Below are 25,165 nucleotides of genomic sequence, written 5' to 3' on the forward strand. Positions count from 1 at the left end.
GCGCGGCGATCTGGCGGACGTAGTCGCATTCGCAAACCTCGATGACCGCGTCGATCAGCGTGTCGCAGCTCGATGGATCCCTTGTCCATCACCCGCTTGCGGGTGAAGCCGGAGTTGACGAGTTTACGGCGCAGCAGGTGCGCCGGGTCGTCCATGTCGATCATGTAGGGCATGCCGGGCTGGTCGGGGCGGATGCCCTGCGGCCGAGAACACCTCGGGTTGCGTTCGGCGTCGAGCACGGCCTGGTAGGTGGTGGCGGCGGCCAGCCCGTTGCGGTCCCGGAAGACCGGCTGGTTGGCCCGCATCCACTTGTAGGCTTCGCGGGCGCCGCCGTCGGCGTAGAACGTGCCGTCGGTCAGGTCGATGTCGAGCGTGGTCGCGGTCATGTGATTGATCTCCCCCTACTGCGGAATCTCTTGTGCGTCGCCGAAACTCATCTCGACGTTATCGGCGGTCTGGCTGAGGAAGGCGCGTTTGGGCAGGCCGAGTGCGCGCAGTTCGTCGGCGTACGGGTGATCGCCGAGTCGCAACCACACCGCCCGGGCGCATCCGCACCCGGTGGCCCGCGAATCGCCGAGGGTCTCCCGGGTCACCCCGTCGGTATGCGAATAGGTGCGGTAGACGGTCGGCTTGCCGGCAACCGCATTCGGCACCGGGACGCCGGGCCGGAACTCCAGATCGGCGATCAGTAAGCCGTCGTGGCTGACGTTGAAGGCCATCTCGTCGGCGCCGCGGACGGCGAACGCGGCACGGACCTTGGGGTAACCCCAGATGGTGCGCCCGGCCTCCAGGGTGAAGTCCTGGTCGACGGGCAGGTGGTGGATGAACGCCCCGGCCTCGGCCAGCCTCCGCGGCCCGCTCAGGGTCTGCCCCGGCGGGTTGACCATGACGTTGGTGCCGTACTCGAAGTACTGGCCCAGATCCGAGTCGGTGTAGTGCATCAGCATCAGCACGACGACGGCCTTGCCGGGACGCAGCCGGAACACCCGCAGCCCGCTGTAGTCGATCATCGCCTGCGCCGCGCCGGCGTCGACGGCGAACATCGCCGTGCGCTGGCGGGCCCGGCGCACCCGCACCGGCATGGTCAGTTCGGTGCCGGCGATGACGTGGCGGGATACGGGCGCTGTGTCGGCCATCACGCCAATCTAGAACGTGTTCTAATCCCGGCGCAAGGACGGGTTACATCAGCGCGGCGAGGTCGTTGATCTGCTCGACGGTCTTGGCGCCGACCACCATCATGGTCACGCCGGACGCCTGCCACGCCGCGATCTGCTCACGCACGTAGTCGATGTTGCCGACGATCGCGGCGTCGTCGACCAGTTCGTCGGGGATGACGGTGGCGGCTTCGTCCTTGCGGCCGGAGCGGAACAGCCGGGTGACGTCGTCGACCACCTCGGCGTAACCCATCCGGCGGTACACGTCGGCGTGGAAATTTGTCCTCGGCACCCATGCCACCCATGTAGAGCGCCAAGAAGGGTTTGATGGCGGCCAGCACCGCGGGCCGGTCGTCGGTGACCACCACCTGCGCGGTCGCGCAGATCTCGAAGTCGGCGCGGCTGCGCCGGGCGCCCGGGCGGGCGAAGCCCTCGTCGAGCCATTCGTTGTACATCGGTGCCAGCCGCGGGGAGTAGAAGATCGGCAGCCAGCCGTCGGCGATCTCGGCGGTCATCGCGATGTTCTTCGGCCCCTCCGCACCCAGCATGACCGGGATGTCGGCGCGGAGTGGGTGGGTGATCGACTTGTGGTTTGCCCAGGCCGGTGGCGCCCTCGCCGGTCAGCGGCAGCGGATAGTGCGGGCCGTCGCTGGTCACCGCGGCCTGCCGCGCCCACACCTGGCGCAGAATGGAAATGTATTCGCGGGTCCGGGCCAGCGGTTGGCCGAATTTCGCGCCGTACCAGCCCTCCACCACCTGCGGCCCGGACACGCCCAGGCCCAGGATGTGCCGAAGCACCGCTGAGGTGATCCAGGGTCAGGGCGGCCATTGCGCAGGCGGTCGGGGTGCGCGCGGACAGCTGCACCACCGAGGTGCCCAGCCGCAGCCGGGTGGTCTCCCGACCCCACCAGGCCAGCGGGGTGTAGGCGTCCGAACCCCACGCCTCGGCGGTGAAGACGGCATCGAAACCGGCGGCCTCGGCCGCGGCCACCAGTTCACCGTGATTGGTCGGCGGCTGCGCGCCAATAACCCAGCTGCAGTCCAAGCTTCATTCCTGCGCCCTTCTCCGGTCCTTGCGACACTTGTTAGAACCTGTTCTACTCGATGCCGTGAATGCCAGTGCTGCCAACCCTGCGCAGATCGACGGCCATCAGCCGCCGCTGACCGCGCCGCTGAAACTGTCCTTCGACTACACCCGTTCGGTCGGTCCGGTGCTCGGTGCGTTCTTCACCGCGCTGCGCTCACGACGCATCGTGGGCACCCGCGGTTCCGACGGCCGAGTGTTCGTCCCGCCTGCCGAGTATGACCCGGTGACCTACCAGCCGTTGACCGAGGTGGTCGAGGTGTCCCCGGTCGGCACCGTGGTGTCCTGGTCCTGGCAGTCCGAGCCGCTGGACGGCCAACCGCTGGACCGGCCGTTCGCCTGGGCGCTGATCCGTCTCGACGGAGCCGACACCGCGATGCTGCACGCCGTCGACGTCGCGGAGGGTGCACTGCGGACCGGCGACCGGGTGCACGCGCACTGGGTGGACGCGCCGGTCGGCGCCATCACCGACATCGCCTACTTCACCCGGCGAGGACGCCGAGTACCGCCGAGGCCGACGACCGCGACCCGGTGCGGATGCTGGTGGTGCCCTCGCACATCGAGATCGAGCACAGCGCCTCGCATCCGGAAGGGGTGTTCCTGCGTGCCTTGCAGCAGGGCAAGCTGCTCGGCGGCCGCACCAAGGTCGGCCGGGACGGCAAACCCGGGCCGGTGTACTTCCCGCCCAGGCCGACCCGGCCACCGGAATGGAACTCGACGAGTTTGTCGAGCTGCCCGACCGCGGCACCGTCACCACGTTCGCGATCATCAACATCCCGTTCCCCGGGCAGCGGATCAAGCCGCCGTATGTGGCGGCCTATGTGCTGCTCGACGGCGCCGATATTCCGTTCCTGCACCTGGTGACCGAGATCGACGCGGCCGAGGTCCGGATGGGCATGCGGGTGCAGGCGGTGTGGAAACCCGCGAGGAGTGGGGCCTGGGCATCGACAACATCTCGCATTTCAAGCCCAGCGGCGAACCGGACGCCGACTACGACACATACAAGCACCACCTGTAAGGGATCGAGAATGACAACCAGTGCCCGCGACGTGGCCGTCGTCGGTTTCGCCCACGCTCCGCACGAACGCCGCACCGACGGCACCACCAACGGTGTCGAGATGCTCATGCCGTGTTTCGCCAGCCTGTTCGCCGAGTTGGGCCTGCAGCAGACCGATATCGGTTTCTGGTGTTCGGGTTCCTCGGATTACCTTGCCGGACGGGCATTCTCGTTCATCTCGGCGATCGACTCGATCGGCGCGGTGCCGCCGATCAACGAGTCGCACGTGGAGATGGACGCCGCCTGGGCGCTGTATGAGGCTTACATCAAGATCCTGACCGGTGAGGTCGACACGGCGCTGGTATACGGCTTCGGCAAGGGCAGCGCCGAAACCTGCGCCGGGTGCTGGCCCTGCAGACCGACCCGTATACCGTTGCGCCGCTGTGGCCGGACTCGATCTCGATGGCCGCGCTGCAGGCCGGGCTGGATTCGGGTTCTTGGACCGCCGAGCAGATGGCCCAGGTGGCACTGGATTCGTTCGCGGCCTGCCCGCGGGTCGATCGGGTCGAGCCGGCCGCGACGGTCGCCGAACTGCTGGACCGCCCGCTCTACGCCGATCCGCTGCGTCGGCACGACATCGCGCCGATCACCGACGGCGCCTCGGCGATCGTGCTGGCCTCGGCCTCCGCGCCCGCGAATTGCGGGAGAACCCGGCCTGGATCACCGGTTTCGAGCACCGCATCGAGACACCCGTCCTGGGCGCGCGGGATCTGACCACCTCGCCGTCCACGACGGCCTCGGCGCGGGCGGCCACCGGTGGGGACACCGGCTTCGACGTGGCCGAGCTGCACGCGCCGTTCAGCCATCAGCAGCTGATCCTGGCCGAGGCCATCGGCCTGGGCGCCGGCACCCGGATCAATCCGTCCGGCGGTGCGCTGGCCGCCAACCCGATGTTCTCCGCGGGCCTGGAGCGCATCGGTTTCGCCGCCCGGCACATCTTCGACGGCACCATGCGCGTCCTGGCCCATGCCACCAGCGGCCCTGCGCTGCAACAGAATCTGATTGCCGTCCTGGAAGGTGCCAACTGATGGCCAACAAAGCTGCGGTCCTCGGTACCGGGCAGACCCGCTACGTCGCCAAGCGCACCGACGTATCGATGAACGGCCTGGTGCGTGAGGCCATCGATCGTGCGTTGGCCGATTCCGGCGCCACCATGGCCGATATCGACGCCGTGGTGGTCGGCAAGGCGCCGGACTTCTTCGAGGGCGTGATGATGCCCGAGCTGTTCATGTCCGACGCGACCGGTTCGACCGGCAAGCCGCTGATCCGGTGCACACCGCCGGTTCGGTGGGCGGCTCGACCGCGATCGTCGCGGCCAGCCTGGTCAAGTCCGGCAAGTACCGCCGAGTGCTGACCATGGCCTGGGAGAAGCAGTCGGAGTCCAATGCCATGTGGGCGCTGAGCATTCCGGTGCCGTTCACCAAGCCGGTGGGCGCCGGTGTGGCGGCTACTTCGCGCCGCACGTGCGCGCCTACATCCGTCGCTCCGGTGCGCCGAACCACATCGGCGCGATGGTGGCCGTCAAAGACCGGCTCAACGGGGCCCGCAACCCGCTGGCGCATCTGCACCAGCCGGACATCACCGTGGAGAAGGTGATGGCCTCGCCGATGCTGTGGGACCCGATCCGCTACGACGAGACCTGCCCGTCTTCCGACGGTGCGGCGGCCATGGTGATCGGCGACGAGGCCGCCGCGGACGCCCGGGTGGCCGACGGTCACCCGGTGGCCTGGATCAACGCAACCGCGCTGCGCACCGAGCCGCTGGCCTACGCCGGACGCGATCAGGTGAACCCGCAGGCCAGCCGGGACGCGGCGGCGGCGCTGTGGCGCGCGGCCGGGATCGACAGCCCGATCGACGAGATCGACGTGGCCGAGGTGTACGTGCCGTTCTCCTGGTACGAGCCGATGTGGCTGGAGAGCCTGGGGTTCGCCGCGGAGGGTGACGGCTGGAAGCTGACCGAGGCGGGCGAGACGGCGATCGGCGGGCGGATTCCGTTCAACCCGTCCGGCGGGGTGCTGTCATCGAACCCGATCGGCGCCTCGGGCATGATCCGGTTCGCCGAGTCGGCGATCCAGGTGATGGGCAAGGCCGGCGATCACCAGGTGCCCGGAGCCCGCAAGGCGCTCGGTCACGCCTACGGCGGCGGTGCCCAATACTTCTCCATGTGGGTGGTGTCGGCGGACAAACCCGCGGGGGACCTGGGAACGGGACCTTAGTCACCCGTTTAACCAGGTGAAGCCTGCGTTATTGCGTCCCGACGGGTACAAACTGTAACGTGTTCTAGTTAGAGGGCAAGGACTGGGAGGCGTCATGGCTACGGAGACCGCTGCGGGTATTCGCGATATCGACACCGGTGATCTGCCGGACCGCTACGCACGCGGCTGGCACTGCCTGGGCCCGGTGGCGTCCTTCCGGGACGGGCAGCCGCACAGCGTGCACGCGTTCGGCACCAAGCTGGTGGTGTTCGCCGACTCGAACGGCGACCTGCAGGTGCTCGACGGCTACTGCCGGCACATGGGCGGCGACCTGTCCCAGGGCACCATCAAGGGCGACGAGGTGGCCTGCCCGTTCCACGACTGGCGCTGGGGCGGCGACGGCAAGTGCAAGCTCGTCCCCTACGCCAAGCGCACCCCGCGGCTGGCCCGCACCCGCAGCTGGCACACCGACGTGCGCGGCGGGCTGCTGTTCGTCTGGCACGACCACGAGGGGAACCCGCCGCAGCCGGAGGTCCGCATCCCCGAGATGCCGGAGTACGACAGCGGCGAGTGGACCGACTGGAAGTGGAACTCGATGCTGATCGAGGGCTCCAACTGCCGCGAAATCATCGACAACGTCACCGACATGGCGCATTTCTTCTACATCCACTTCGGGCTGCCTACGTACTTCAAGAACGTCTTCGAGGGCCACATCGCCAGCCAGTACCTGCACAACGTCGGCCGCCCCGACGTCAACGACATGGGCACTGCCTACGGTGAGGCCAGCCTGGATTCTGAGGCGTCCTACTTCGGCCCATCGTTCATGATCAACTGGCTGCACAACACCTACGGCACCTTCAAGGCCGAGTCGATCCTGATCAACTGCCACTATCCGGTGGATCAGAACAACTTCATGCTGCAGTGGGGCGTCATCGTGGAGAAGCCCAAGGGGCTCGACGACGCCACCACCGACAAACTGGCCACCGCGTTCACCGAGGGCGTCAGCAAGGGCTTCCTGCAGGACGTCGAGATCTGGAAGCACAAGACCCGCATCGACAATCCGCTGCTGGTCGAGGAGGACGGTGCGGTCTACCAGATGCGGCGCTGGTACCAGCAGTTCTACGTCGACGTCGCGGACGTGACGCCGGAGATGACCGACCGGTTCGAGCTCGAGGTCGACACCACCGCGGCGGTGGCCAAGTGGAACATCGAGGTCGAGGAAAACCTGGCGCAGCGCGCGGCCGAGCAGGCACAGTGACCCCCGACGTCGACCGGATCGCCCGGTCGATGGTGGCGCTGCACGGCGGTCATGACGATCACGATCACCCGCTTCCCGGCGACGCCGTGCACGACGCCCGATCATGGAGCAAGGCACCGGATTTCGCCGGCGACCCGGATCGGGCCGCGGCCGTGCACGCGGCCACCGCGGCCGACCGGCAACGCTATCTGACCGCGGGCCTGACCCCGGTGGACTGCCGGTTCTGCCACGCGACGGTGGCGGTGCGCAAACTCGGTCCGGAATATACGGCCGTGCAGTGGAATTCGGGCTCGACGTCGCAGTGCGCGCATTTCGCGGCCATTCGCGAACAGGGCGGCAATCCCAGCCGGGAGCGGTCCTGCCCGCGGCTGTCCGACAGCATCAAACACGCCGTCGCCGAGGGATGCCTGGAAGCGTTCTCCAGTGCGCCATCCCCCGGCGACGGGTGATTGTTCTTTTGTGACAGGCGGTTTTACGCCAGGGCGTCGGCGACGGCCAGCGCCTGGCCGACACCACCGATGATCGACGCCACCCGGATCGCCTCGAAGATGGCGGTCTTGGACAGCCCACCCTCGCGGACGACCGCCTCGTGGGAGGCGACGCAGTGCTCACAGCCGTTGATCGACGACACCGCCATCGACCACAGCTCGAAATCGACCTTGTCCACGCCGGGGTTGCCGATGATGTTCATCCGCAGGCCCACCCGCTGGTCATCGTAACGACCGTCCAGGTAGCCCCGGGCGCGGTAGAACACGTTGTTCATCCCCATGATGGCGGCCGCGCCGAGAGCGGCGTTGTAGGCCTCCTCGGAGAGGATGTCCAGGGCGTCCTCGGTGATCTCCTTGATCAGCCGCGGGTTGCGCGTGGCGGCCGCAGTGGCCACCAGCGCTCCCCACAGCTGCTGCTCGTTCAGCTCGGTCGAGCGGACGATCGAGCCGAGGTTGAGCTTGAGATCCTTGGCGTACTCGGGAAGTGCTTCCTTGAGTGCGTCGACGCTCAAGGTTTACACCGCCTCGTTGAGCAGCTCGCCGACGTTCAGCGTCGGGTCGCCCTTCTTCCAGTTGCAGGCACACAGCTCGTCGGACTGCAGCGCGTCGAGCACACGGAGCACCTCGTCGACGTTGCGGCCGACCGACGCACCGACACGAACTGGATGACGTTGTTGGGGTCGATGATGAAGGTCGCGCGGTCGGCAACACCGTCGGCGTTGAGCACACCCGTCCGCGACGAGCTTGAGGTCGCTGGCCATCGGGAACCAGCGTCTTGAACGGCGAACTCGTTGTCGATGGAGACACCGGTTGGTGTCGCGGTCCTCGAAGTCGACCGAAGGCGGCGATCTCGGTCGGGCAGAGAAGGTGAAGTCCTTCGGCCAGAAGAACACCACGCGCCACTTGCCGGGGTTGTCGTCGCTGGTCACGGTGGTGAAGTAGTCATCGGGCGACTGGGCGTTGACGGCGGACAGGTCGCCACCGACCACCGCGGTCATGTTGTAGGCCGGGAACTCGTCGCCGATCGTCAGCAAAGGCATGTCACACTCTCTCATTGGATTGAATCAAGTTTACGACTCCATTGTGCCCACAAAGCCCTGGCCGCGAAAGGGCCTTTCGGCCCTCTGTAAGTAAGCTCACAATTGGGCGAAGCGCTCCCGCACCTGCTCCACCGTCAAACCGTAGTCGGCCAGTGAATACTCATGTTTCGGTGCCCGCGGGCCGCGCCGGCTCTCGTCATGCATGTCGACCATCGCCGTTCGCGCGTCCTCGGTGAGCTCCAGCCCGAAATGCCCGTAGATACCGGCCACCGTCGCGATCGGATCCGCGACGAACTCCCGGTAGTCGACATCGCAGAACTGCGCCGGATCGTGCCGGGCGCGCTCGGCGTTGAACAGCTCAAGGCCCCGCGACCAGGTGTCGAGGGCATCGGCGCCGATCTGCGCTCCGACGAAGCTGTTGGACCAGCCCGCGGTGGTGTGCGCCGACAGGGAACACATCGAGGCCATGATCGTCTCGGCGGGCCGGTGGCACTGGACGACGAGCGCGTCGGGGTAGGTGGCCATCAGCGCGTCGAGGGCGAACAGGTGGCTGGGATTCTTCAGCACCCAGCGCTTGCCGACGTCGTTGAGCCCGATCAGCTGCAGGTTACGGCGGTAACGGGCATAGGATTTCGTCCAGTCCCGGTCGGCCAGCCAGTGCGCATAGCTGGGCAGGTGCGCCAGCGTCTCATAGGACACCGAGTGGAACGACTGGCGCAGCAGCTGCCAGCACTCCTCCACCTCGGCCGCGGACATGAAATGCAGGCCCAGGTATTCCGGATCGTCGTTGTGCGCCTTGGCGAATTGCTCCTCGAGAGACGCGAAAACCGGGTCTTCCGACCAAGTTTCCCGCGGCGGGCGCGGCTGCGGGAACTCAGCCAGCCACAGCTGAAGCCCCTGATGGGCGGGGTCCGCGGTCAACAGCCGGTGCAGCGCCGTGGTGCCGGTGCGCGGCAGCCCGGTGACGAAGATCGGCCGCTCGATCGGCACCTGCGCGTACGACGGGTTGGCCTTCCAGGAGGCCTCCGACATCAGCCGGGCCACCAGCGCATTGCGCAGGAAGAACCGGCTCATCTTGGAGCCGAGCTCGGTCAGGTCGGCGTCGCGGCGGTAGGACTCCAGCAGGACCGCCAGCGCCTCGCGGTAGTCGTCGTCATCGGACCCGAAATCATCCAGGCCGACAGCCTTGGACGCCGAGGCGTGCAGATCCTCGACGGTCCCGACATCGGTACGGGGGGAGCTCAGGCTCATTCGCTCACTCCTCCTCGCTGCTCGTTCCTCGCAGCGCATCGTCGATTCGCTGGGCTCATTCGCTCACTCCTCCTCGCTGCTCGTTCCTCGCAGCGCATCGTCGATTCGCTGTCATGCCTTGTACTCCCCGCAGTTCACGTCGAGGGTTTGCCCGGTGATCCCGCTGGACAGATCGCTGGCGAAGAACAGGATGGCCGAGGCCACCTCGTCCTCGGTGGGCAGCCGCTTGAGGTCGGAGGAGGCGGCCGTGGCGTCGTAGATCGCCTCGACCGTGGTGCCGTACTTGCCGTCCTGGTGGGCAAAGTAGCCCTGCAGCGTCTCGCCCCAGATATAGCCCGGCACAACCGAGTTCACCCGGATCCCCTGCTCGCCGAGCTCGGAGGCCAGCGACTGGGACATGGCCAGCAACGCCGATTTGGCCATCTTGTAGGCGCCGTACTTGGGCTGCGAATGCCGGATCACCATCGAGTTCACGTTGACCACCGAGCCTTTCGTGCCGGCCAGCGCTTCGGTGAAGCCCTGGGTCAGCCGCAGCGCACCCAGCACGGTCAGCTCGATGGCGTCGCGGATGTGGTCGAAGCTGGTGACGGCCAACGGTTTCATCGAAGGCACCCGGAAGGCGTTGTTGATCAGGACGTCGACCCGGCCGTAGGCGGCCAGCGACTGCGCCACCAAGTTGTCCACCTGATCGGCGTCGGTGATGTCGGTGCCGACGCAGACCGCCCGGCGCCCCAGCTCGGCCACCTCGGCGGCGACGGCTTCCAGCCGCTGCACGGTGCGCGCGGCCAGCACCACATCGGCCCTGCCGCGGCGGCCCGACGTGCCAGCGTCGACCCCAGTGCGGGGCCGACCCCGCTGATCACGACGACCTTGTCGTCCAACAGTCCGCTCATCGGTTTACCCCAGCATCCTTTCGGCGATCTGACGCTGCCGCAACGCGATTCGCGCACGCCAGCCCTCCGGTGAAATCCGGTTCGATTGGTGGTACGGCAGCACCCGGTCCAGCTGGTCGACGTCGACCACCTCGACGGTCGGTCCGTCGTCGGCGGTGAGCTCCCGCGACAGCCGCTGCCAGCGGAACTGCAGATAGCCACGGCGATGGCCCAGCGTCTCGCACCAGTTGGTCAGGCCCGGGTCGGTGTCGGAGACGACGATGCGGACCTTGCCGTCCGGATCGGCCTGCGCCTGGGTGCCGTTGAGCGAGGTCTGGTGGTTGATGTAGTCCAGCGAGATGTACCAGAGGCTGCCGAGCTGAAAACCCAGATAAGGCGCGTCGGTGACGGGCAGGGTGATGACCATGGCCTGATCCGGCCGCAGGTCGTAGTGCCCGACCGAGGAGTACTGGGTGGCCAGTCCGCCCGGGGTGAGCCGCGGTGCCACCATGGTGTTGACCGGCAGGTTGAGATAGAACCACTGCGGGAACATCAGCCAGGTTTTGACCCGCTGTACCAGCTGTTTTCCGGCCACCGCGTAGCGCTTCTCGATCATTGCGCGGTCCAGCGGCGCCGGGGCGGTGCCCGCGGTGTCGGTGCGCTCGACGGTGATGTACCCGCGCCGCGCCGACCAGTCGTTGTAGACCTCGCGGATCAGCAACTGCGACGGCGTTTCCGGGGTGATCCGCCACTCGAAGCTGCCGTCCTCGGCGATATCGAGCTCCCGGTCATCGAACGCGGCCTGGCTGGCCGGCACCTGCGCATCGGTGTACTCGCCGCCCAGCAGCTGGAAGCTCAGATCGGTGGTCTCCCCGCGTCTGCCCCGCACGACGTACTCGTGCCCGGCGGCCACCCGGGTGCCGAAGTACAGGGTGTCCGGGTTGTCCAAGCCCATCTTGGTGAACGGCCCGGTGCCCGACTGCAGGAAGGGGTAGTCGCGGTCATAGTCGAAGGCCAGGTGAATGCAGCCGGAGATGCAGCCGGCCAGATACTGCAGGCCCTCCAGCAGGTCGGCCTCGGTTTCGATGTGCGGCGCTTCGGCGACCAGGGATTCGGCCTCGGCGATGGCGTCGATCAGGGGTTGGGAAAACATCGGACTCCCATGTTGTTCCAATATCCTACCGATGCGGTAGATTCTTGTACTGACAGTAGAACCTGTTCCAGTCGTCGTCAATCGCGGAGGTCCCTCGATGTCGGTTGCCCAGGAGGCCGGCGGCACGCGCCGCAGCTCGCCGCCCACCGAGCGGGTCGTCGCCGTGCTGGAATTCCTCGCCGCCCACCCGAACGACCGGTTCGGTCTGTCGGAGCTGGCACGCCGGTAAGGCATCACCAAGCCCACCTGCCTCGGCATCCTGATCACACTCACCGAGGCGGGCTACCTGGTCCGCGACGACGGCGACAACGGCCGGGACAAGACCTACCGGCTGGGGCCGGCGCTGATCGCGCTGGGGCATCGGGCCCAGGAGGCGATGCGGGTCAGTCCCGCCGCCCGTGCCGAACTGCGCTGCCTTGCCGCCGAATTCGGCACCGGCGCGGCGGTGTCCGCGGTGATCGACGACCGGATCACTGTGCTGGATCTGGTCGGGCCGCCCGGCGTCGACGTCGGCGTGTCCGTCGGCCAGTCCTACCCGTTCGCGCCGCCGGTCGGGCTGATGTTCGTGCTGTGGGACCCGGCCGCACTGCGGGCCTGGCTGGCCAAGGCACCCACCGTGCCGTTGCGCACCGACTCGGCCCGGCTGGATCTCGTCGTCGACTCCTGCCGGTCGGTACTACCTGGTGGAACGGCTGACCCCGGCGGGCCGGCGACTCTATTCCCTGATGGCCGGGGTGTCCGGCACGCTGCCCGACGAGTTGGTGGCCCTGCTGGGTGAACTGGTCGCCGATATCGGCGAGCGGGTCTACCTGCCCGGCGAGGCGCCGGCTACCCGTCACGACGTCAGCGTCATCTCCGCCCCGGTCTACGACCACCACCAGCGCCAGGTGATGGTGGTGTCACTGCACATCGGGCATGCGCTGACCGACGCCGAGATCACCGCGCGGGCCCGGGCGCTGGTGGCCACCGCGGATCGAGTGACAGCGCAGCTGGCGGGCAACAAGCCGAGCCCGTGAACGGCGAACGCCGGCCCCCGGGAACGGGGACCGGCGTCGACGGTGCCGGATCAGAGCGACGCGAGCGCAGCCAGGGCGTCGGTCGGCGAGACCTGCAGACCGCAGCGGTCCTTGAACGCGTTCAGCGGCGCCTGGATGCCGCGGATCGCATTGGCCTCGGTCGGGTGCTCGTTGAAGTAGCTGTCCATCTGGCCCACGGCGACGAACGCCGGCTGACGGGTGATCTCGATCAGCGCGGAGTTGGTGTCGGGGTGCTTGGTCAGGTAGTCGGCCAGCGCGGTGTTCACCGAGGCCGAGGTCTTGGCCAGCGCGGCCGCGTTGCAGTCGCCGTCGGCGGCGGCCGCCGGGGTCTCGTTGGCGGAGCTCGCCGGGGACTGGTTGGCCGAGCTCGCCGGGGTCTCATTGGCCGAGGTGGCCGGGGCCTCGTTGGCCGAGCTGGCGGGAGACTGGTTGGCCGAGCTGGCCGGGGACTGGTTGGCCGAGCTGGCCGGCGCCTCGTTGGTGGACGGCGTCGGGTTGGACGGCGAGTTGGGATCGGCGAAGGCCGACGGGCCCATAACGGCGGATCCGGTGGCGACGCCGATGGCGGCGACGGCGGCGAACACGCCCATGCGGGCACGGGTCACGGTAGGACGGGTCACATTCACTCCTGATTTCTTCGGCGGTTCCCAGCGGGAAACTCACAGCCGTTTTGCGGCGTTCTCACCAGGTCTCTCGTTGCGCCGGCGCCCGGTGTTACATCCGGCGCCCGGATCAGGCCGCCGCGACCGGCCGTCACCCACCTACCTGGTGGGGGTGACGACCTTGCCCTCGGCCATCTCCCGCTTGATCTCCAGGGCGATGTCGATCAGCTGGTCCTCCTGGCCGCCGATCAGCTTGCGTTGCCCGGCCCGGTGCAGCAGCAGGTGCGGTGGCACCCCGTAGCGCTCACCCTGGCGGATGGCGTGCTTGAGGAAGCTGGAGTACACCCCGGAATACCCCATGATCAGGGCATTGCGGTCCAGCAGGCACTCGGTCGGCATGGCCGGGGCGACCACCTCCTCCGCGGCGTCGGCGATGTCGAAGAAGTCGATCCCGGTCTTGACACCGATCTTGTCGAACACCCCGATCAGCGCCTCCACCGGCGCATTGCCCGCACCAGCCCCGAAGCGGCGGCACGACCCGTCGATCTGGCGGGCCCCGGCGCGCACCGCCTCCACCGAGTTGGCCACCCCCAGACCGAGGTTCTCGTGCCCGTGGAACCCGACCTGGGCGTCCTCGCCCAGCTCGGCGACCAGCGCCGCCACCCGGTCCGACACCCCGTCGAGCACCAGCGCGCCGGCAGAGTCGACGACATAGACGCACTGGCAGCCGGCATCGGCCATGATCCGGGCCTGAGCGGCCAACTTCTCCGGGCTGATGGTGTGGCTCATCATCAGGAACCCGACGGTCTCCAGCCCCAGCTCGCGCGCCAGCCCGAAGTGCTGGATCGACACGTCGGCCTCGGTGCAGTGGGTGGCGATCCGGCAGATCGAGCCACCGTTGTTCTGCGCCTCCTTGATGTCCTCCTTGGTGCCGACACCCGGCAGCATCAGGAAGGCGATCTTGGCGTCCTTGGCGGTCTCGGCCGCCAGCTTGATCAGCTCCTGCTCCGGGGTCTTGGAGAACCCGTAGTTGAAGCTGGATCCGCCCAGGCCGTCACCGTGGGTGACCTCGATGACCGGCACCCCCGCGGCATCCAGCGCCCCGACGATGGAGCGCACCTCGTCGGCGGTGAACTGATGGCGCTTGTGGTGCGATCCGTCACGCAACGAGGTGTCGGTGATCCGCACGTCCCACAAATCGCTCATGAAAATCTCGCTCATCGGACAACCCCCGTGCTCTGCTCGGCCATCTGCTTGGCCATTTCCTCGCCGACCTTGGTGGCCGCCGCCGTCATGATGTCCAGGTTCCCGGCGTAGGGCGGCAGATAGTCACCCGCGCCCTCCACCTCGACGAACGTGGTGACCATATGGTTGCCGCCGTTGACCACCGAGGGCTCGTCGAACTGCGGTTCGTTGAGCAGCCGGTAGCCCGGCACGTAGGTCTGCACCTGGGCCACCACGTCCTTGATCGACGCGGTGATCGCATCCTGGTCGGCGTCCTCGGGGATCGCGCAGAAAATGGTGTCGCGCATGATCATCGGCGGATCGGCCGGATTCAGGATGATGATCGCTTTACCGCGCGCCGCACCACCGATGGTCTCCACACCCGCAGCCGTGGTCTTGGTGAACTCGTCGATGTTGGCGCGGGTGCCCGGCCCGGCCGACGCCGAGGACACCGACGCCACGATCTCGGCGTAGGGCACCGTCCCACCGCCGGCGGTCACCGCACGGTTGACCGCGTACACGATCGGGATGGTCGCCTGCCCACCGCAGGTGATCATGTTGACGTTCGGCGCATCCAGGTGCGCATGCAGATTCGCCGGCGGGATCACCGCCGGGCCGACCGCGGCCGGGGTCAGATCGATGGCCCGGATGCCGGCCTCCGCATAACGCGGCGCTGCGGCCCGGTGCACGTACGCGCTGGTCGCCTCGAACAGGATGTCGGGCTTCTCATCGAGTTCCAGCAGCCAGTCCGCTCCCAGGTGGCTGGTCTCCAGCCCCAGTTTGCGGGCCCGCGCCAGGCCCTCACTGTCCGGGTCGATACCGACCATCCAGCGCGGCTCCAGCCACTCCGACCGCAACAGCTTGTACAGCAGGTCGGTGCTGATATTGCCCGACCCGACGATGGCGACCGACGCCTTTTTTGCCATGTCCCTACCCGCTCCCTACTCGAACGACAGCCGAACCGACCCCAGGCCGGTGAAATCAGCGACAAACTCATCCCCCGGACGCGCATCGATGGCTCGCATGCACGCCCCCGGCAACACCACGTCCCCGGCACGCAGCCGCACCCCGAAGCTGTCGACCTTGCGCGCCAACCAGGCCACCGCGGTCACCGGGTTGCCCAGCACCGCGTCGCTGCGACCCTCGGCGATGACCTCACCGTTGCAGCGCAACACCGCGTCGATGGCGGTGATATCGATGTCCTTGGGCGACACCCGCCCGGTGCCCAGCACCCAGCCCGCGGAGCTGGCGTTGTCGGCGATGGTGTCGCACAACTTGATCTGCCAGTTCTTGATCCGGGTATCGATCAGCTCGATGGACGGGGCGAACGCCGCGGTGGCGGCCAGCACGTCGTCCTCGGTGCAGTTGGCGCCGGGCAGGTCGTCGGCGAGGATGAAGCCGACCTCCACCTCCACCCGCGGATACAGGTAGTTGGCGACGGGCACCGGGATGTTCTCGAACACCGCCATGTCGTCGAGCAGGTGCCCGTAGTCCGGTTCGTCGACGCCCATCATCTGCTGCATCGCGGCACTGGACAGGCCCACCTTGTGGCCGATCACCCGGGCGCCCTCGGCGACCCGCTGACGGATGTTGATCAGCTGGATCTCATAGGCGTCGACCACGTCGATGCCCGGGTGCCCGGCGGTCAGGGGGTCGATCGCGACCCGGCTCCGCTCGGCCTCGGCAAGGTCGGCGGCGAGCTCCGCACGGGTCTGGGCAGCCAGCATTTTGCTAATTCCCTCGTATTGGTCGACCGGGACAGTTGTCCCTGCACCGCGTCATTCTATAACGTGTTCTACATGAGTCAGGAGTTCGATGTCGTAGTGGTCGGCAGTGGTGGTGCCGGCATGGTCGCCGCCCTCACCGCCGCCCATCACGGTCTTTCCACAGTAGTTGTTGAGAAGGCCCCGCACTACGGCGGTTCCACCGCCCGCTCCGGTGGCGGAGTATGGATCCCGAACAACGAAGTGCTGCGCCGCGACGGAGTCTCCGACACGCCTGAGGCGGCCCGCACCTACCTGCACGGGATCGTCGGCGACGTGGTGCCGGCCGAGAAGATCGACACCTACCTGCAGCGCGGCCCGGAGATGCTGTCATTCGTGTGCAAGAACTCCCCGCTCAAGCTGTGCTGGGTGCCCAACTACTCCGACTACTACCCGGAGGCCCCGGGTGGGCGGCCCGGCGGCCGCTCGGTGGAGCCGAAGCCGTTCGACGCCCGCCGCCTCGGTGAGGACATGGACGGCCTGGAGCCCCCCTACGGCAAGGTGCCGCTGAACGTGGTGGTCATGCAGCAGGACTACGTCCGGCTCAACCAGCTCAAGCGGCATCCGCGCGGGGTGCTGCGCAGCCTGAAGGTCGCCGCGCGCACCATGTGGGCCCAGGCCCGGCACAAGAACCTGGTGGGCATGGGCCGTGCACTGATCGCGCCGCTGCGGGTGGCGTTGCGCCAGGCCGGGGTCCCGGTGCTGCTCAACACCGAGCTGACCGACCTGTACGTCGAGGATTCCGTGGTGCGCGGCATCTACGTCCGCGACACCAACGCGCCCGAGGATGCCGAACCGCGGTTGATCCAGGCCCGGCGCGGAGTCATCCTGTGCAGCGGCGGTTTCGAACACAACGAGGCGATGCGGCACAAGTACCAGCGCGCCCCGATCACCACCGACTGGACCGTCGGCGCCGTCGCCAACACCGGCGACGGCATCGTGGCCGCCGAAAAGCTCGGCGCTGCACTCGAACTCATGGAAGACGCCTGGTGGGGCCCGACGGTCCCGCTGGCGGGAGCGCCGTGGTTCGCACTGTCGGAACGCAATTCGCCCGGGTCGATCATCGTCAATGCGTCGGCCAAACGGTTCATGAACGAGTCGATGCCCTACGTCGAGGCCGTCCACCACATGTACGGCGGCAAGTACGGCCAGGGCGACGGACCGGGTGAGAACATCCCGGCGTGGCTGATCTTCGACCAGCAGTACCGCGATCGCTACATCTTCGCCGGACTGCAGCCCGGGCAGCGGATCCCGAAGAAGTGGACGGAGTCCGGGGTGATCGTCACCGCCGGCACCCTCGACGAACTCGCCACCGCGACCGGCCTGCCGGCCGGTGCGCTGCACGCCACCGTCGAGCGGTTCAACGGGTTCGCCGAGACCGGTGTCGACGAGGACTTCCACCGCGGCGAAAGCGCGTACGACCGCTACTACGGCGACCCGACGGTCAAGCCCAACCCGAATCTCGGCAAGATCGGGCATCCGCCGTACTACGCCGCCAAGATGGTGCCGGGCGATCTGGGCACCAAGGGCGGGGTGCGCACCGACGTGTACGGCCGCGCGCTGCGCGACGACGACACGGTGATCGACGGTCTGTACGCCGCCGGTAATGTCAGCTCACCGGTGATGGGCCACACCTATCCCGGACCGGGCGGCACCATCGGGCCCGCCATGACCTTCGGATACCTGGCGGCCCTGCATGTCGCTGGAAAGGCCTGAACCCCATGCCCATCGATCTCGACGTCGCCATCGGCGCCCAGCTGGAGCCGGTTGAATTCTCCTGGACCAGCAGTGATGTCCAGCTGTATCACCTGGGTCTGGGTGCCGGCTCAGATCCGCTGGACCCGCGCGAACTGCGTTACCTCATCGACGACACCCCGCAGGTGCTGCCGACGTTCGGCAACGTCGCGCAGACGTTCCACCAGACCACCCCGCCGGAGGTGAAGTTCCCCGGCATCGACATCGAGCTGTCCCGGGTGCTGCACGCCAGCGAGGGCATCAGCGCACCCGGACCGATCCCGCCGACGGGCACCGGTATCGCGGTCACCACGTTCACCGAGATCTGGGACAAGGGCAAGGCCGCGGTCATCTGGTCGGAGACCGCGGTGACCGATCCGTCCGGCACCCTGCTGTGGACGCAGCGCCGTTCGATCTTCGCCCGCGGCGAGGGCGGCTTCGGTGGCGATCGGGGCCCGTCGACCAGCGCCGAAACCCCCGACCGCGCACCGGATCTGGAGATCGACATCCCGACCCTGCCGCAGCAGGCGCTGCTGTACCGGTTGTGCGGTGACCGCAACCCGCTGCATTCAGATCCCGCTTTCGCCTCCGCGGCCGGCTTCCCCCGACCGATCCTGCACGGTCTGTGCACCTACGGGATGACGGCCAAGGCGCTGACCGACGCGCTGGTCGACGGCGACGCCGCGGCCGTCGGTTCCTACAGTGCGCGGATGGCCGGTGTGGTCTTTCCCGGCGAGACCTTGCACCTGTCCGCCTGGAAGACCGACGCCGGATACCTGGGCACGCTCACCGTGCCGTCGCGGGACAACGCGGTGGCGCTGTCCGGGGTGGAGTTCAGTCCGCGCTAGCACCCGGGGCCCACCGAACGACGTTCACGCCCCCCGTTCCGCAACCGCGGAACGGGGGGTCTGTCGTATGCGCGGACGCTTAATTGAAAATGATTTTCATGTTAGATAAGGTCGGCGGCGCACAGGAAAGCCAATCAGCCGGAGAAGCGAGGACCGCGTCGTGCACCGACCATCGAGGGCCGGACGGTGATCGCCCCGGTGTGGATGGCCTCGCCCCCGGAGGTGCACTCGGCGGCGCTGAGCAGCGGACCGGGCCCCGGCCCGCTGCTGTCGGTCGCGGCCACCTGGTCATCGTTGGGCCTGGAGTACGCCGCCGTCGCAGAGGAGTTGCGCGCGGTGCTGGCAAGCACCCATACGACGGCCTGGCACGGCCCCAGTGCCGAGAGGTACGTCTTTGCCCACGAGCCCTACCTGGCCTGGCTGACGACGGCGGCCACCCACAGCGCGGAGCATGCCGCCCGGCACGAGACAGTGGCCTCGGCCTACACCGGCGCCCTGGCCGCCATGCCCACGCTGGCCGAACTGGCCGCCAACCACGCCGCCCACGGTGTCCTGGTGGCGACCAATTTCCTTGGCATCAACACGATCCCGATCGCGCTGAACGAGGCCGACTACGTGCGTATGTGGATCCAGGCGGCGACCGCGATGGCCACCTACGATGCCGTCTCCCAAGCTTCGCTGGCGTCTGCCCCGCAGAGCAGCGCCGCGCCGCCGATCCTGCACCACGACGAGCACGACCACGACGGTGACCACGACCACGACGGTGACCATGGCGATCATGACCACGACCATGACCACGGCGGAATCCACGACGGCGATCTGGATCCGACCGACCCGCAGTGGTGGCTCGACTTCGGTGGCGAACTGGGCGAATTCGCCGAGATCATCCTGACCGACCTGCTGACCAACCCGGCCGCGCTGCTGACCGACCTGCCGATCATCATGGCCGACCTGACATTTCACGCCAGCCAGCTGGCCGCCACGCTGAGCCAGTTCGCGCCGGCCCTGATCCAGCCGGCCCTCGGCCTGGCCATCACCAACCTGGGGTGGGCAATCGGCCTGGCCGGCTTGGCCGGCGTCCAGCCCGGCCTACCGACTCTCGCCACCGATGCGCTGCCTCCCGACCCGGTGGCCGCAACGAGCACGGGAAGCACGCCCACCAGCGCCACCGGCGGCGCCGCGACGACGCCCACCGGTCCCCCGCCCGCGTCGGCCTCCGCAACCTCTGCCGCACCCACCTCGGCCGCCCCGGCGGCTCCGGCCGCCGGGGCCGGTCCCGGGTTCGTCCCGCCCTATGTGATCGGGCCGCTTTCCGCCTTCGGCCGGGCCCGGGTCGCCACCGCGGCCCGCGCGGTCCGCACGGCACCGAAATCCGATGACGCCGCCGAGGAATCCGTCGCGGCAGCCCGGGACCGGGATCGGGCACGGGCCCGACGGCGCCGGGGCGCTCGCACCCCCGGCAACGAATTCACCGATCTGACAGCGGGTATCGGCGTTCTGCCGGAAACCTCGGCCCAGGAATCCGACAGCGGTGCCGGCCGCCTGGGGTTCTCCGGGGTGCAGACCGACCCGGTCGGTGTGCCGGCGAGCGGTCTGACCACCCTGGCCGCCGACGACCTGGGCCGCGGACCGACCGTTCCGCTGCTACCTGAGGGCTGGCGCGACGAGACCGGCTAGCCCAGGATCAGGCCCGAGGTGGGCACGCCGGTGCCGGCGGTCACCAGCACGTGCTCGACGCCCGAGACCTGGTTGACCGAGGTACCGCGCAGCTGGCGCACGGCCTCGGCGATGCCGTTCATGCCGTGCAGGTAGCCCTCGCCGAGCTGGCCGCCATGGGTGTTGATCGGCAGCCGTCCACCCAGTTCGATGGCGCCATTGGCGATGAAGTCCTTGGCCTCCCCGGCGCCGCAGAAGCCGAGCTCCTCCAGCTGCAGCAGCGTGTAGGGGGTGAAGTGGTCATAGAGGATCGCGGTCTGGATGTCGGCCGGGGACAGTCCGGACTGCGCCCACAGCTGGCGGCCGACCACGCCCATCTCGGGCAGGCCGAGTTCGTCGCGGTAGTAGGAGTACATGGTGAACTGGTCCGCACCGGCGCCCTGGGCGGCGGCCTCGATGACCGCGGGCCGATGCCGCAGATCGCGGGCCCGCTCGGCGGTGGTGACCACGATGGCCACCCCACCGTCGGTCTCCTGGCAGCAGTCCAGCAGGCGCAGCGGGTCGGCGATCATCCGCGAGTTCTGGTGGTCGGAGATGGTGATCGGCTTGCCGTAGAAATGCGCCTTGGGGTTGGTGGCGGCGTGTTTACGGTCGGCGACCGACACCGCACCGAAATCGGCGCTGGTGGCGCCGTATTCGTGCATGTAGCGCCGGGCGATCATGGCGACCGAGGCGGCCGGGGTGCTCAGCCCGTGCGGGTAGGACCAGCTGTATTCCACGCCGCGGGAGTCGGCGTTGACGGTCAGGCCGGTCATCACCTGACCAAACCGGAATTCCGAACGCTCGTTGAACGCCCGGTAGGCGACGACGACCTCGGCGACGCCGGAGGCCACCGCCAGCGCGGCCTGCTGCACCGTCGCCGCCGCCGCACCGCCGCCGTAACCGATCTGGGAGAAGAAGCTCAGCTCACCGATGCCGGTGGACCGGGCCACCGCGGTCTCCAGGTTGGAGTCCATGGTGAAGGTGACCAGGCCGTCGACGTCGGCGGGGCTCAGGCCGGCGTCGTCGAGCGCGTCGGTCACCGCCTCGGCGGCCAGCCGCAGTTCACTGCGCCCGGAGTTCTTGGAGAAGTCGGTGGCGCCGATACCGGCGATGGCCGCCCTACCGGAGAGTGTCATGCGGGGCTCCCCAACGTGAGAGTGGCGGTGGCGACGACGTGGTCACCGAGGCTGTTGGCACCGGTGACCTTGACCGTCACCAGGTCCGCGTCGACCTCGGTGACCTCGCCGCGGAAGGTCACCGTGTCGTAGGCGTACCACGGCACGCCCAGGCGCAGCTTGATGGACTTGATGCGCGCGGTCGGGCCCGCCCAGTCCGTCAGGTAGCGCTGCACCAGCCCGGTGTCGGTCAGGATGTTGACGAAGATGTCCTTGGAGCCCTTGGCCTGGGCCTTGTCCCGGTCGTGGTGGACGTCCTGGTAGTCGCGGGTAGCGATCGCGGTGGACACGATGAACGTCGGGTCGCCGTAGAAGGCGAGCTCGGGCAGCGCGGTGCCCACGGTCACGTCGGTCAGTGGGCTCATCGCTGGTCTTCCTCCCACGCGTACAGGGTCCAGCCCGGGCTGACGTCGCTGTCGGGAAAGTCGAGATAGGTTGCCCGGACCGGCATGCCGATGTGCACGGCGTCCGGATCGACGCCGCGCAGTTCGCCGAGCATCCGCACGCCCTCCTCCAGTTCGACCAGCGCGACGACGAACGGGCAGGTGCGCCCGGGGACCTTCGGGGCGTGGTGCACGACGTAGCTGTATACGCTGCCGCGGCCCGAGGACACGACGTAGTCGTCCGGGCCGTAGGACTCTTCGCGGTCCTTCCACAGCGCCGGGATCGGCGGGTGCACCAGGGTGCCGTCCGGCCGGCGCAGGATGCGCAGTTCGTGGACGTTGACGCCGTCCCAGAAGAATTTGGTGTCCCGCGAGGAGGCGGGGCGCATCAGTTTGTCGGGGTCCAGGTCGTCGGGAACGGCGGCGGCCGCGGTGTCCGAGGCGCCGTCCCGCGGCAGGAATTTCATGATGCGCCACATCATTTCGGCGACATCCTCGCCGGTGTCGACGGTGCTCCAGACGATCTTCTGGGTGACGAAGTAGGCCTCGCCGAGCGCGGTCTGCTTGGGCCCGACGACGTCGGTGATCTCCGCGGAGATGCTGACCCGCTCCCCCGGCATCAGATAGCGGTGGTAGGTCTGCTCGCAGTTGGTGGCGACGACGCCGACGAATCCGGCGTCGTCGAACAGGTTCATGATCAGGCCCAGCGGGTCGTCGTCGGGACGGACGCCGCCCAGGCCCATCATGGTCCACACCTGGATCATCGCCGGCGGCGCGACGACGCCCGGGTGCCCGGCCGCGCGTGCGGCGTCGGCGTCGAGGTAGATCGGGTTGGTGTCACCGATGGCGTCGAGCCAGTGATGCATCATCGGTTCGTTGACGGGTTCCCGCCCGGCCCGCGGGGTGCTGCGCCCCGCGGCGACGATCGCGTCGATGCCCGCCTGCAGCTGCTCTGGTGTCATTGTCATCGCGGCACCCGCGGGACCTTGAGGCCCGAGGCGGCGATCATCTCGCGCATCACCTCGTTGACGCCACCACCGAAGGTGATCACCAGATTCCGTTTGGTCATCTTGTCGAGCCACTCCATGATCGCGGCGGTATGCGGATCGGCCGGGTTGCCGTAGGCGAGGATCTCCTCGGACAGGCGCCCCACCTCTTGAATGCGCTCGGTGGAAAAGACTTTCGTCGCCGCGGCGTCCGCCACGGCGATGGTCTCCCCGGACGCCGCGACCTGCCAGTTCAGCAGTTCGTTGATCCGCCAGATCGACCGGATCTGGCCCAGCAGCCGGCGAACGGCGTCGTGGGCGATCGGCGCGGCGCCGTCCGAGCCCGGGGTACGCGCCCAGGTGTTCACCTGGTCGTAGATGCCGGCGACGCGCCCGGCCGGCCCTAGACCGACCCGCTCGTGGTTGAGCTGGGTGGTGATCAGCTTCCAGCCGCCGTTCTCCTCGCCGACCAGCATGTCGGCGGGCACCCGCACGTCGTTGTAGTAGGACGCGTTGGTGTGGTGCGCCCCGTCGGACAGGATGATCGGCGTCCAGGAGTATCCCGGATCCTTGGTGTCGACGATCAGGATCGAGATGCCCTTGTGCTTGGCCGCCGTCGGGTCGGTGCGGCAGGCCAGCCAGATGTAGTCGGCGTCGTGCGCGCCGGTGGTCCACATCTTCTGCCCGTTGACCACATAGTGGTCGCCGGACTCTCCCCTACGGCGGACGGCGGTGGTGCGCAGCGACGCCAGGTCGGTCCCGGCCTCCGGCTCGGAGTAGCCGATCGCGAAATGTACGTCGCCGGAGAGGATTCCGGGCAGGAACTTGCGCTTCTGCTCCTCGGTGCCCAGGGCCTGCAGGGTGGGACCGACGGTCTGCAGGGTCACCATGGGCAACGGGATGTCGGCGCGGTTGGCCTCGTTGATGAAGATCTGCTGCTCCACCGGACCGAACCCGAGGCCGCCGTATTCCTTGGGCCAGCCGACGCCGAGCTTGCCGTCGCTACCCATCCGCTTGATCACCGTGCGGTAGGCCTCGTTGTGCCGGTCGGACTCCATCGCCTTGGCTTCTTCGGGGCTGATCAGAGTCGAAAAGTATTCGCGCAGTTCAGCTTGCAGTGCCCGCTGCTCGGGGGTGAGGTCGATATACATTTACGCTCCCACCCGATCCAGGCGGTCGAGCTGCTGCGCGGGTCCGCCGAGTAACCGGGTCAGGTCCTTGATCGATGAGTAGTAGCGGTCCATCGGGTAGGTGATGTCCATGCCCATGCCGCCGTGCAGGTGGTGACACAACCGCATCGCCGGGGGCGCCTGCGAGGCCAGCCAGTAGCCGAGGATCGCCAGATCCTCGGCGGCGTCCAGACCTTCGGACAGCCGCCAGGCGACCGAGGTGGCCAGCAGGTCGATGGTGCGCGAGGCGATGTACACTTCGGACAGCTGCGCGGCGACGGTCTGGAAGGTCGACAGCGGTCGGCCGAACTGCTCGCGGGTAGCGACGTAGTCGGCGGTCAGCCGCAGCGCCCCGGCCACCAGTCCGGCGCCGAACGCGCCGATGGCGGCCAGCGCGAGTTCGTTGACCCGGGCAGGCGTCGCGCCCGCCAGTACGCCGTCGACCGGGGCGTCGGTGAAGGTCACCACGTACTCGTCGGAGCCGTTGGAGGTCGGCGTCTTGACCAGCGCGACGCCGGCGGCCGTCGGGGCCACCACCGCCACGCCCGCGTCGGCGCTCACCAGCAGCCAGTCCGCGCCATCGGCATACGGCACACCGATTTTGGTGCCGGTCAGGCGCCCGTCGGCCAGCATCACCGACGGGGTGGCGGGCAGTGCGGTGCCGGGCTCGTGCAGCGCCGCGGACAGTCGTGTGCCGTCGGCGACCCCGGCCAGATACCGGTCCTGCTGGTCGGGGGCGGCCAGCTCGAGTAGCGGAATGAGCCCGAGCCCGAGGGTGGCCAGCGCCGGTCCGACGTGACCGGTCCGGCCGACCTCGGTCAGCGCGGCGGCCATCTCGGCCAGCCCCAGCCCGTCGCCACCGAGGCGCTCGGGCACACCCAGCGCGGTGACGCCACCGTCGACCAGGCCCTGCCAGGAGTTGTCCTTACCCGCTACGGCGGTCACCACGTCGACCACGGCCTGCTGTTCAGGCCCCGGCGTGAAATCCACTGCG

18 protein-coding genes and 11 pseudogenes are annotated in these 25,165 nt (G+C 68.3%); 10 read left to right on the top strand and 19 right to left on the bottom strand.

Going from position 1 to position 25,165, the window contains the following annotated elements; all coding sequences use genetic code 11:
- The 5 genes and pseudogenes from G6N16_RS00005 to G6N16_RS22080 form a co-directional block, all read right to left on the bottom strand.
- A pseudogene (locus tag G6N16_RS00005) lies at positions 1-386 on the bottom strand (cytochrome P450); the annotation flags it as partial.
- 15 nt (positions 387-401) lie between these two features.
- The gene (locus G6N16_RS00010; protein ID WP_163787706.1) at positions 402-1,136 is read right to left on the bottom strand and encodes an acetoacetate decarboxylase family protein; all 735 of its coding nucleotides are present in this window, start codon (positions 1,134-1,136) and stop codon (positions 402-404) included.
- Positions 1,137-1,179: 43 nt separating this feature from the next.
- Positions 1,180-1,702, bottom strand: a pseudogene (locus G6N16_RS22070) (LLM class flavin-dependent oxidoreductase).
- 88 nt (positions 1,703-1,790) lie between these two features.
- A pseudogene (locus G6N16_RS22075) lies at positions 1,791-1,952 on the bottom strand (LLM class flavin-dependent oxidoreductase); the annotation flags it as partial.
- A gap of 58 nt (positions 1,953-2,010) precedes the next feature.
- A pseudogene (locus G6N16_RS22080) lies at positions 2,011-2,145 on the bottom strand (LLM class flavin-dependent oxidoreductase); the annotation flags it as partial.
- A gap of 373 nt (positions 2,146-2,518) precedes the next feature.
- On the opposite strand from G6N16_RS22080, the pseudogene G6N16_RS22085 reads away from it, so the two are divergent.
- The 6 genes and pseudogenes from G6N16_RS22085 to G6N16_RS00040 form a co-directional block, all read left to right on the top strand.
- Positions 2,519-2,620: pseudogene (locus tag G6N16_RS22085) on the top strand (DNA-binding protein); the annotation flags it as partial.
- Positions 2,621-2,945: 325 nt separating this feature from the next.
- Positions 2,946-3,098 (top strand): annotated as a pseudogene (locus G6N16_RS22090) (OB-fold domain-containing protein); the annotation flags it as partial.
- 168 nt (positions 3,099-3,266) lie between these two features.
- Positions 3,267-4,323 (top strand): annotated as a pseudogene (locus G6N16_RS00025) (thiolase domain-containing protein).
- Positions 4,323-5,511, top strand: a pseudogene (locus tag G6N16_RS00030) (thiolase domain-containing protein). Before G6N16_RS00025 ends, G6N16_RS00030 begins: the two co-directional pseudogenes overlap by 1 nt.
- A 94-nt stretch (positions 5,512-5,605) precedes the next feature.
- Positions 5,606-6,748, top strand: a complete 1,143-nt coding sequence (locus G6N16_RS00035; RefSeq protein WP_083030921.1) for a 3-ketosteroid-9-alpha-monooxygenase, oxygenase component — start codon at positions 5,606-5,608, stop codon at positions 6,746-6,748.
- A gap of 29 nt (positions 6,749-6,777) precedes the next feature.
- Entirely contained in the window at positions 6,778-7,197 is a 420-nt protein-coding gene (locus G6N16_RS00040; RefSeq protein ID WP_163787945.1) for a hypothetical protein, read from the top strand.
- 23 nt (positions 7,198-7,220) lie between these two features.
- Here the strand turns inward: G6N16_RS00040 and G6N16_RS00045 are convergent, their stop codons facing one another.
- The 5 genes and pseudogenes from G6N16_RS00045 to G6N16_RS00065 all read right to left on the bottom strand — a co-directional run bounded on the left by G6N16_RS00045 (position 7,221) and on the right by G6N16_RS00065 (position 11,552).
- Positions 7,221-7,748 (bottom strand): alkylhydroperoxidase, AhpD family, encoded by a 528-nt coding sequence (locus G6N16_RS00045; protein WP_083030920.1) that lies wholly within the window; start codon positions 7,746-7,748, stop codon positions 7,221-7,223.
- A gap of 3 nt (positions 7,749-7,751) precedes the next feature.
- Positions 7,752-8,276 (bottom strand): annotated as a pseudogene (locus G6N16_RS00050) (redoxin domain-containing protein).
- A gap of 96 nt (positions 8,277-8,372) precedes the next feature.
- Positions 8,373-9,527, bottom strand: a complete 1,155-nt coding sequence (locus tag G6N16_RS00055) for a sulfotransferase family protein (protein ID WP_083030918.1) — start codon at positions 9,525-9,527, stop codon at positions 8,373-8,375.
- A 111-nt stretch (positions 9,528-9,638) separates the two neighbouring features.
- Positions 9,639-10,420, bottom strand: a pseudogene (locus tag G6N16_RS00060) (SDR family oxidoreductase).
- A gap of 4 nt (positions 10,421-10,424) precedes the next feature.
- Positions 10,425-11,552, bottom strand: coding sequence for a hypothetical protein (locus G6N16_RS00065; protein WP_083030915.1), 1,128 nt, complete (start codon positions 11,550-11,552; stop codon positions 10,425-10,427).
- A 97-nt stretch (positions 11,553-11,649) separates the two neighbouring features.
- Between G6N16_RS00065 and G6N16_RS00070 the strand changes: the two are divergent.
- Positions 11,650-12,568, top strand: a pseudogene (locus G6N16_RS00070) (IclR family transcriptional regulator).
- Between the two features lie 50 nt (positions 12,569-12,618).
- On the opposite strand, the gene G6N16_RS00075 reads toward G6N16_RS00070, so the two are convergent.
- The 4 genes from G6N16_RS00075 to G6N16_RS00090 form a co-directional block, all read right to left on the bottom strand.
- Entirely contained in the window at positions 12,619-13,209 is a 591-nt protein-coding gene (locus tag G6N16_RS00075) for a hemophore-related protein (RefSeq protein WP_234805847.1), read from the bottom strand.
- 141 nt (positions 13,210-13,350) lie between these two features.
- Complete coding sequence (gene dmpG / locus G6N16_RS00080) at positions 13,351-14,412, bottom strand: 4-hydroxy-2-oxovalerate aldolase (protein ID WP_083030912.1); 1,062 nt, start codon at positions 14,410-14,412, stop codon at positions 13,351-13,353.
- Positions 14,409-15,341, bottom strand: a complete 933-nt coding sequence (locus tag G6N16_RS00085) for an acetaldehyde dehydrogenase (acetylating) (RefSeq protein ID WP_083030910.1) — start codon at positions 15,339-15,341, stop codon at positions 14,409-14,411. Before G6N16_RS00085 ends, dmpG begins: the two co-directional genes overlap by 4 nt.
- A 15-nt stretch (positions 15,342-15,356) precedes the next feature.
- Positions 15,357-16,142: a 2-keto-4-pentenoate hydratase gene (locus tag G6N16_RS00090; protein WP_083030909.1), complete on the bottom strand. Its 786-nt coding sequence runs from the start codon at positions 16,140-16,142 to the stop codon at positions 15,357-15,359.
- Between the two features lie 63 nt (positions 16,143-16,205).
- Here G6N16_RS00090 and kstD point away from each other — a divergent pair, with 63 nt between their 5' ends.
- From kstD to G6N16_RS00105, 3 genes are all read left to right on the top strand, one after another.
- On the top strand, positions 16,206-17,894 hold the full coding sequence (gene kstD, locus G6N16_RS00095; protein WP_083030907.1) for a 3-oxosteroid 1-dehydrogenase: 1,689 nt from the start codon (positions 16,206-16,208) through the stop codon (positions 17,892-17,894).
- A gap of 5 nt (positions 17,895-17,899) precedes the next feature.
- Positions 17,900-18,760, top strand: a complete 861-nt coding sequence (locus G6N16_RS00100; protein WP_083030906.1) for an enoyl-CoA hydratase ChsH3 — start codon at positions 17,900-17,902, stop codon at positions 18,758-18,760.
- Between the two features lie 204 nt (positions 18,761-18,964).
- Positions 18,965-20,437 carry a PPE family protein gene (locus G6N16_RS00105; RefSeq protein ID WP_083030929.1) on the top strand — a complete coding sequence of 491 codons (1,473 nt, stop codon included), beginning with the start codon at positions 18,965-18,967 and terminating at the stop codon, positions 20,435-20,437.
- On the opposite strand, the gene G6N16_RS00110 is transcribed toward G6N16_RS00105, so the two are convergent.
- From G6N16_RS00110 to G6N16_RS00130, 5 genes are read right to left on the bottom strand one after another with little or no spacing between them, the layout of a single operon-like run.
- Complete coding sequence (locus G6N16_RS00110; RefSeq protein ID WP_083030904.1) at positions 20,434-21,594, bottom strand: 17-hydroxy-3-oxo-4-pregnene-20-carboxyl-CoA lyase; 1,161 nt, start codon at positions 21,592-21,594, stop codon at positions 20,434-20,436. The genes G6N16_RS00105 and G6N16_RS00110 overlap by 4 nt on opposite strands.
- Positions 21,591-21,998, bottom strand: a complete 408-nt coding sequence (locus G6N16_RS00115; protein WP_083030903.1) for a MaoC family dehydratase — start codon at positions 21,996-21,998, stop codon at positions 21,591-21,593. The genes G6N16_RS00110 and G6N16_RS00115 overlap by 4 nt, the downstream gene beginning before the upstream one ends.
- Positions 21,995-22,978, bottom strand: coding sequence for a bifunctional MaoC family dehydratase N-terminal/OB-fold nucleic acid binding domain-containing protein (locus G6N16_RS00120; RefSeq protein WP_083030901.1), 984 nt, complete (start codon positions 22,976-22,978; stop codon positions 21,995-21,997). The genes G6N16_RS00115 and G6N16_RS00120 overlap by 4 nt, the downstream gene beginning before the upstream one ends.
- Positions 22,979-22,980: 2 nt before the next feature.
- A complete protein-coding gene (gene fadE29 / locus G6N16_RS00125) occupies positions 22,981-24,153 on the bottom strand; it encodes an acyl-CoA dehydrogenase FadE29 (protein ID WP_083030900.1) in 1,173 nt (390 codons plus the stop codon).
- A complete protein-coding gene (locus tag G6N16_RS00130; protein WP_083030898.1) occupies positions 24,154-25,161 on the bottom strand; it encodes an acyl-CoA dehydrogenase family protein in 1,008 nt (335 codons plus the stop codon).
- Positions 25,162-25,165 lie beyond the last annotated feature (4 nt).

The organism is Mycolicibacterium insubricum, assembly GCF_010731615.1.
Lineage (GTDB): Bacteria > Actinomycetota > Actinomycetes > Mycobacteriales > Mycobacteriaceae > Mycobacterium > Mycobacterium insubricum.